Origin of the sequence: Aliiruegeria lutimaris (genome assembly GCF_900099935.1) — a bacterium.
GTDB lineage: Bacteria > Pseudomonadota > Alphaproteobacteria > Rhodobacterales > Rhodobacteraceae > Tropicimonas > Tropicimonas lutimaris.
The window spans coordinates 1-6,101 of sequence record NZ_FNEK01000139.1 but is presented as its reverse complement, the minus strand read 5'-3'; the positions used below and the strand labels follow the sequence as shown (position 1 = coordinate 6,101).

Sequence of the window (6,101 nt, the reverse complement as noted above, 5' to 3'; positions counted from 1 at the left end):
GTCAAGGGCTGGCTGAACGCGGAAGGGGAAACCGAAGAGAAGGTTTTCGATGTGGTCTGGTCCGGCGACCGGGAGCCGGGGGCGGATGGCAAACTGCCAGCAATCGGAAATACGGTGGATGCCGAGACCGGGACCTTCACCAACTCAATCGGTGCTCCGGAACTGATCACGGTGTGGACAGATCCGGAGTTCGATCCGTCGCTCAGCGCATTCTATTATGCTCGGGTCCTGGAAATCCCGACCCCGAGATGGACCGTCTATGACGCCGTCCGGTTCGGAGACGAGATGCCGGACGATGTGCCAACATCCACGCAGGAACGCGCCTATACCTCTCCGATTTGGTACACGCCGTCAGAAGGTTAATGGTGATGCTCTCACGCGCTTGTTCGAATGCGCCGCTGCCGAAAGGCGGAACAATAGCAGGCATCGGATCGGGTCTGGTAATGGCACTTCTGGGGAGCGGCACCGCAATTGCCGACGAAGGTGGCGTGAGTTTCTGGTTGCCCGGCCAGTACGGAAGCTTTGCCGCGATCCCGCCCGAGACCGGTTTCTCGATGCCTCTGGTCACATATGCCTATTCAGGTGACGTATCCACCGGCCAGGAGATCGACCTGGGCGGCGAGATTCGTCTGGGTATCAATGCGAGGTATCTGGGGCAGTTCATCATACCGACCTACAGCCCGGATACCGAAGTGCTCGGCGGCAGGGTGGCGTTCTCACTCGCGACCATCATTGCCTACAGCGATGTATCCGCTGACGCGACACTTGGGCCGCTCTCCGGCAGCACGTCAAAGGATGTCTCCGGGTTCGGAGATCTTTATCCGACCGCCCAGCTCTTCTGGAACAATGGCACGCATAACTGGATGGCCTATGTTACCGGTGCGATCCCGGTCGGAGACTACGAGCCGGACCGTCTTACGAATATCGGCCTCGGCCATGGCGCAATCGATGTCGGCGGGGCCTACACGTATTTCAACCCGGAGAACGGCTGGGAAGCCTCTGCCACGTTGGGCATAACCCATAACTTCGAGAACCCGGACACGAACTATACCAACGGCGATTCCGTTCACCTGGACTGGGCGGTCTCGAAGTTCCTGTCAGAAAACTGGCAACTGGGAGCCGTAGGGTTTGCCTATAGGCAGATATCCGATGACAAGGGAGCGCCAGCCGTGCTCGATGGGTTCAGATCGGAGACCTACGGAATAGGCCCTCAGATTGCCTATAGCGGTGAGTTTGACGGCCGGCCGATTTACGCAAGCCTGCGCGCCTACAACGAGTTTGAAACGAAAAACAGGACGGAGGGGGTTGGGGCGTTCTTTACGTTGTCGATACCGTTCTGATCGGCCGGGACACTTTCGACATTTTCTGCTCGCGCCTTCAGCCGCATTTGGACCGATCGTCTGCAAAGTCTACCGAGCCGCCGGCTATGGTTTTTGCCGCGAATGGCCGCTCTCCGCCCTTTTTGACCAATGTGGCACTTGCGAAACGGGAGATTTCGCGACGGCCACGCATGTCCGGAAGTGCTGGCAATGGGGATGCCTTGATCAGAAGACACCCATAAACAACCCAGCCCCCATAGCTGCGCCAAGATCTCGACATAGCGAAAGCTGGTTTTCCTGAATGACCTTGTCGGCGAGGATCTCTTTGGGCGTTTGAGCGTGCGTGCAGACGATGATCGGGGGCTGGACTTCACGCAGCCGCCACCCCCTGGCGATGCGCGCGGTCTGCCGGGCCGCGTTCTCACCGTCCGAACCGGCGCATATCATCTGGGCGTAAGGGCGTCCCTCGATCCGTCCCAGCACAGGGTAGTAGCAACGATCGAAGAAGTCTTTCATAACGCCCGATAGCGCGGCGAGGTTTTCCGGCGCGCAGAAAATGTAGCCATCGGCCTGCAACAAATCTTCGGCGATGGCCTGTTCCGCCCGCTTCAGAACGGTTGGCGTTTCAATGCGCGCGGCTTCAAATGCCGCCTCTGCCATCTGTCGGCTGCCACCTGTCCGGGAGTGATAGACTATGAGAAGTTGTGGCATTGCGCTGCGGTTTTGGGTTTGAAGCGAAGGGTCTGGGGTCGGTTTTCCGGCGCGGACGTTCCTTTATCCTGTGTTTGCAACGATTGCATCCACCGCTTCGACTATGTCTCTCGCGACATGCGTCGGTTCGGGGTTAAACCGAGTTTCGTCGCCGTCGCGATACTTGCCGGTGCGGACGAGGATGCCCATGCCAATACCGGCAGAGATGGCACCGGCCACATCGCTCTCAGCGTCATCTCCCACCATGGCAATATCGGCAGGATCACTTCCCATGCCCTCGGCGCCCGACCGGAAGAAGGCGACAGAGGGCTTGCCGAGCACGAGCGCATCTTTGCCGCTGGAATATTCCAGCGCGCGAACGAAGGCGCCTGCATCGAGGCTCAGCATTCCATCCGCGTCACGAAAGACCCTGTTGGTGGCAAGTGCCAGGAACGGCGCACCCGACTCGATTTCCCGGAAGGCCTCATTCAATCGCTCGTAAGTGAAGTAGAGACCTGCATCCCCAACAACTACGGCCACCGGACCGACCGTTCTGCACGCGGCGAAGTCTTCCTCCAGATCGGGATGCACCAGTAGGTGGGGCACATATCCATTCGCCTCAAGCCATGCACAGGCAGCCGCTGCCGGCGTCAGGACTTCGTTGCCGTCGACGTCGAAGCCAAGCGACTGGAGTTTCGTCAGGATGTCCCGCTTTGGTCGCCGAGTGGAGTTGGTCAGGAAACGGATCGGTAAACCGGCGTTTCGAAGGCGCCTTACAGCCTCGACGGCGCCCGGTATTGCCACGTCTCCCTGGTAGAGAACGCCAGAGATGTCGAGTAACACGCCTCCGATCATTTCGAACTGGTCCCCCTCGGATGATCACTTCACCAATCTGTGGTGAATCTACCTATCACCGCAGCATCCGAAATAGGCTGACTCCGGCATCTGAGATGTCCGCGAGCCGCGCGAGCGCATGTTCCCGGGCCAGGACCGGTCCGGCCGCGTCGCTTGCGTCGAGATCGTTAAGGAGCCGCAACAGGCGTCTGCGATGGATGCCAAGATATGTCTGGATCGGGTCGGCGATGATCCCGGCGAAGGTCGTGACCAGCGAGGCCACAAGCGCAAGGCTGATTCCAACTGTTATCAAGTAGGTTGCGGATCGCTCCGGTGGAAATACCGCATACCACATTTTCCCGAGCCCTCGACCAAACGGGAAGTTCGAGACGGCCGAGGTTTGTGTCATGAGTTCGGATACGAACGGGGTCAGCGAGACGATACCCGGCGTCGGATTTCGGAACAGGTAGAAGCCGAGCGCAAGCACGACGAGAGTGGTGAAGATCTCGGCGACGGAGGTTCGAACGCTGGTGTAGTCCCGCAGAAGCCGCCTCTGCCGATCGTTCAGCGATGCCCCCTGCGGCGAGACTGCAGGCCAGAGTTCGATCTCGATCCGTTGCTCAACTGCGCGCGCGACCGCCGAGTGGAGAAAGATCGGGTGAGCGAGGATCCAACGGCTGGCGCGCTGAAGCCGGAGCATCTCCAATAGCAAGGCAATGATGCGAGAGAGCAGGAAAACCGGCGCGAGCATGACGTTGAAGGGTGCGGCAAGCAGGTCCAAACCGAGAGCGGCCCGATGCAGGCGAAGCGTTCCGGGAAAGCCGAAGTGTTCCCGGACGAAGCTGTTCACCTTTTCATGAATGTCTGTGTTGGGCATTTCGTCTTGACCTGTCCGCCCCACTGTAATGCAAACCGCCCGGATAACGATCAAATGGATGGGGAGGCCGCGAGAATCGGTAATCCTTGTTGACGATCGGTGAGCCTTCGACTAAGCCGATTTCCACTGCGGGTATAGCTTAATGGTAAAGCCCCTGCCTTCCAAGCAAATAGCCTATCTTTCCGCGACGTTCTTGTCCATTCCAATGCGTTCATTTTAAAAGGTTTAATCTTTCCAGTCGGTTCCGGCGAGTGTATGCTTTTTCCTACCAATACAGACAAAAAGCCGACAAAATGCCCAAGCTCACCGAGACCTTTGCCCGCAAGCTTTCGCCTGCAAAATCAGGTACCGAAAAGTATTGGGACAATGAGGTGAAGGGCCTCGTGCTCTTCGTCGGCAAGCGTTCAAAGACCTGGTATTTCCAGAAGGATGTCGGCGGTCAGACACGACGGGTTCTCATTGGACGGTATCCGGTTATTTCGGCGCAGGCCGCGCGCCAGACCGCGCTCGGCTTTGCCTTGGAGTGGGGGCGCGGCGCCGGCAAGAAGATACAGATTGGTGCGCCCACACTGGAACAGGCAATGGAATCCTATCTGGCTCGTCCCAAATTGCGTTCCGATGCACATAAATCAGGTGTCCGACAGCAGTTCGAGAACCATCTGAAGGACTGGATGCGCCTACCGCTGGACGAGATCAGCAAATCTCAAGTGGTAGACCGCCATCGGTCGCTGGCTGATAGGCCGTCTACGGCCAATCATACGCTGAAGTACTTCCGCACGGTCTGGAACCATGCCAGACGTACCAATGATCTGCCGGAATGCCCAACCATGGCGATCGAGTGGTATCCGGAAGAGCCCAAGGGTGAGATCATCGATGACCTCAGGGTTTGGCGATCCGCAATCGACGCACTCTTCAATCCCATCCACACGGTTTTCTACGAACTCATCCTGTACACCGGGTTCCGGAAGAGCGAAGCGCTAACACTGGAGTGGAAGCATGTCCGCGAGGATCATATCCACCTGCCGATGACCAAGAACGGCCGCAGCTTCGATCTGCCGATCTTGCAGTTACACCAAGAGATCCTTGCGCCTGTCCGTGGGTTGCATCGCAAGTGGGTATTTCCATCGCCAAAGGGGCCAGATGGGCGCCTGACAACACCCACACGGATGGAGTGGAGCCCTCACGCCCATCGCCGCACCTTCGCCACCGTGGCAATGGAGGCCGGCGTTCTGGAAGAAATTGTCGGTCGACTGCTCAACCACACGCCGCTCTCGATCACTGGTCAGCGATACACCAAACCGTCGATAGACGCCCTTAGGCCGGCAATGGAGACGGTATGTTCAGAGCTACGGCGGCGAGTTCTGTAGCGGTCATACGAATGAAGCGGCGCTGACCCACCGGGATCAATTGATGGATACACCTACGGTGTATGATCGGACCGTATCTGTCCGCCACACTTTAAAGAGCCAGCGCTGAAACCTGGCTGTCAGCGAATCGGAGATCACGGGCAGCAATTAAGGAAGACGTGTATGGATTCGACTGTCCGTCCCATAGTGTCCCATGCTGTCCGCAAATCCGTTTTGTGACAAAGCCAAAAAAAAAGCCACAGGGAAACCGACTGTTTCAGTAAACTCTCTAAGGCTTTGTTAATTCGAAAACTTGGCCTCAACGCCTCGTTGAGCTTTCAACGGGAGCCTGAAAAATTGTTTATTTTCATATCGTTGCGGATTTTCTCCTCTTGTTGTGGTAGCGAATTTCTGGAATATTTAGAGCAACGAGGGAAAAAGAAAGAAAGTGAAATGAACAGGCATAATCAGGCGCACGAAAGCGAGCATCTTGGCGCCGCTTTCCAATATCTCCGACCCCGGCAAGCAGCTGAATATCTCGGCATCTCCGAGTCTACGCTCGCGAAACTTCGTATGCGAAACAATCGCACGAAAGGTCCTCGCTTTGCGTCGACAGGATCATTGGTGATCTACAGAAAGAATGACCTCGATATATGGGTGAATGATTTAATCAAAGGGCCGGACTCTGGAGAGTGATTGAGGCTATTGTCTGACGTCAGCACCCGACGGAGAGATTTAGGGGTTTGAGCAACGGAGGGTTCTGGTTCATCGAAGCTGATAAGGAGCGAAGATGAACAAGAAACCCGGAACATCGAAGGATTCCGCTGACAGGCTGGTCAGGGGGATCAAGCGGAAGACTCGCAAGCATTACTCATCGGAAGAGAAGATCCGCATCGTGCTGGCTGGTCTTCGTGGCGAGGAAAGTATCGCCGCGCTTTGCCGCCGTGAGGGGATCGCCGAGAGCCTGTACTACGCCTGGTCGAAGGAATTTCTTGAAGCCGGGAAGCGGCGGCTGGCTGGCGATACGGCTCGCCA

Annotated in this window: 8 protein-coding genes; 5 read left to right on the top strand and 3 right to left on the bottom strand. The window is 57.1% G+C overall.

Annotated features, from left to right (window positions below; genetic code table 11):
* On the top strand, positions 1 to 363 hold a 363-nt coding region (locus tag BLR85_RS27510), incomplete at its 5' end, for a DUF3604 domain-containing protein (protein WP_139188596.1).
* An 80-nt stretch (positions 364 to 443) separates the two neighbouring features.
* A complete protein-coding gene (locus tag BLR85_RS27505; RefSeq protein WP_170844813.1) occupies positions 444 to 1,340 on the top strand; it encodes a SphA family protein in 897 nt (298 codons plus the stop codon).
* Positions 1,341 to 1,544: 204 nt separating this feature from the next.
* Here the strand turns inward: BLR85_RS27505 and BLR85_RS27500 are convergent, their stop codons facing one another.
* From BLR85_RS27500 to BLR85_RS27490, 3 genes are all read right to left on the bottom strand, one after another.
* Entirely contained in the window at positions 1,545 to 2,030 is a 486-nt protein-coding gene (locus BLR85_RS27500; protein ID WP_093164926.1) for a flavodoxin family protein, read from the bottom strand.
* Positions 2,031 to 2,093: 63 nt separating this feature from the next.
* Complete coding sequence (locus BLR85_RS27495; RefSeq protein WP_093164923.1) at positions 2,094 to 2,864, bottom strand: TIGR01458 family HAD-type hydrolase; 771 nt, start codon at positions 2,862 to 2,864, stop codon at positions 2,094 to 2,096.
* Positions 2,865 to 2,919: 55 nt separating this feature from the next.
* Entirely contained in the window at positions 2,920 to 3,720 is an 801-nt protein-coding gene (locus BLR85_RS27490; RefSeq protein ID WP_093164920.1) for a DUF6635 family protein, read from the bottom strand.
* Positions 3,721 to 4,013: 293 nt separating this feature from the next.
* Between BLR85_RS27490 and BLR85_RS27485 the strand changes: the two genes are divergently transcribed.
* From BLR85_RS27485 to BLR85_RS27480, 3 genes are all read left to right on the top strand, one after another.
* Positions 4,014 to 5,087, top strand: a complete 1,074-nt coding sequence (locus BLR85_RS27485) for a tyrosine-type recombinase/integrase (protein WP_093164918.1) — start codon at positions 4,014 to 4,016, stop codon at positions 5,085 to 5,087.
* Positions 5,088 to 5,423: 336 nt separating this feature from the next.
* A complete protein-coding gene (locus BLR85_RS28850) occupies positions 5,424 to 5,762 on the top strand; it encodes a helix-turn-helix transcriptional regulator (RefSeq protein WP_212635184.1) in 339 nt (112 codons plus the stop codon).
* 94 nt (positions 5,763 to 5,856) lie between these two features.
* Positions 5,857 to 6,101, top strand: a 245-nt coding sequence (locus BLR85_RS27480) for a transposase (RefSeq protein WP_139188595.1), incomplete at its 3' end; no start/stop codon positions are given.

Coding starts and splice junctions, on each gene's coding strand:
- BLR85_RS27505 (WP_170844813.1), top strand. CDS start 444: ATGGCACTTCTGGGGAGCGGCACCGCAATTGCCGACGAAGGTGGCGTG.
- BLR85_RS27500 (WP_093164926.1), bottom strand. CDS start 2,030: ATGCCACAACTTCTCATAGTCTATCACTCCCGGACAGGTGGCAGCCGA.
- BLR85_RS27495 (WP_093164923.1), bottom strand. CDS start 2,864: ATGATCGGAGGCGTGTTACTCGACATCTCTGGCGTTCTCTACCAGGGA.
- BLR85_RS27490 (WP_093164920.1), bottom strand. CDS start 3,720: ATGCCCAACACAGACATTCATGAAAAGGTGAACAGCTTCGTCCGGGAA.
- BLR85_RS27485 (WP_093164918.1), top strand. CDS start 4,014: ATGCCCAAGCTCACCGAGACCTTTGCCCGCAAGCTTTCGCCTGCAAAA.